This is a genomic window from Aquirufa sp. OSTEICH-129A, assembly GCF_054558355.1.
This window is the reverse complement of record NZ_JBPXKC010000009.1, coordinates 1-770: the sequence shown is the minus strand read 5'-3', so window position 1 is coordinate 770 and position 770 is coordinate 1. Positions and strand designations below refer to the sequence as shown.

Here is a 770-nt window from a genome sequence, read left to right as displayed (position 1 = left end):
GGGGCTCCAGTAAGCTCGAGTGCTATAACGGTAAACCCAGGCTCAGCGACTAAGTTGATTATCACGGGAAGCGGCACGCAAACGGCAGGAGTAGGTCAAACAATCACGATTACCGCGAAAGATGCGAGCGGCAATACGGCGGTAGGTTATACGGGCAGCAAGTCCTTGACTTTCAGTGGAGCTAATAGTTCGACAAGTCCAGTGACTGCAGCGACAGTAGCAGGCACGAATGTAGGTAGCTCGACGAGTGTGAGCTTCACGAATGGAGTAGCTACGGCGAGCATGCTATTATACCATGTAGAATCAGCAGTACTAGCTGCTACAGATGGCAGTATATCGGCATCGGGAGCAGATCGTTTAAGTGTATCGGTAAGTGCTTCAAGCTTTGCTAAATTAACGGTGAGCTTGGCGAGTCCACAGACCAGTGGAGTAGCGTTTACGGGTACAAACACCTTAACGGCACAAGATGCGTATGGTAACGTGGTAACGGGCTTTGATGCGAGTGCGAACAATATTACAGTAAGCAATAGCTTGACAGGAAGTATCACGGGCTTATCGGGTACGAATAAATTAACGAATGCGGGCGACTTTAGTAATGGAGTAGCCAACTTGACAAGCTTAGGTTTAATCTATACAGGAACCTCAGGAGTGGGCACGTTTACCTTCACTCCAGCGACGGGTAGTGCCGTAACGAGTGGCAATGTGACGATTGGAGCAGGTTCAGCTACGAAGTTCATCATCACGGGAAGTGGCACGCAAACAGCGGGAGG

Annotated in this window: 1 protein-coding gene; it reads left to right on the top strand. The window is 49.9% G+C overall.

Annotation, left to right across the window (positions count from 1 at the left end):
- Positions 1–770 (top strand): hypothetical protein (locus SKC36_RS12260; protein WP_459466070.1); only part of this gene is annotated, 770 nt, incomplete at both ends.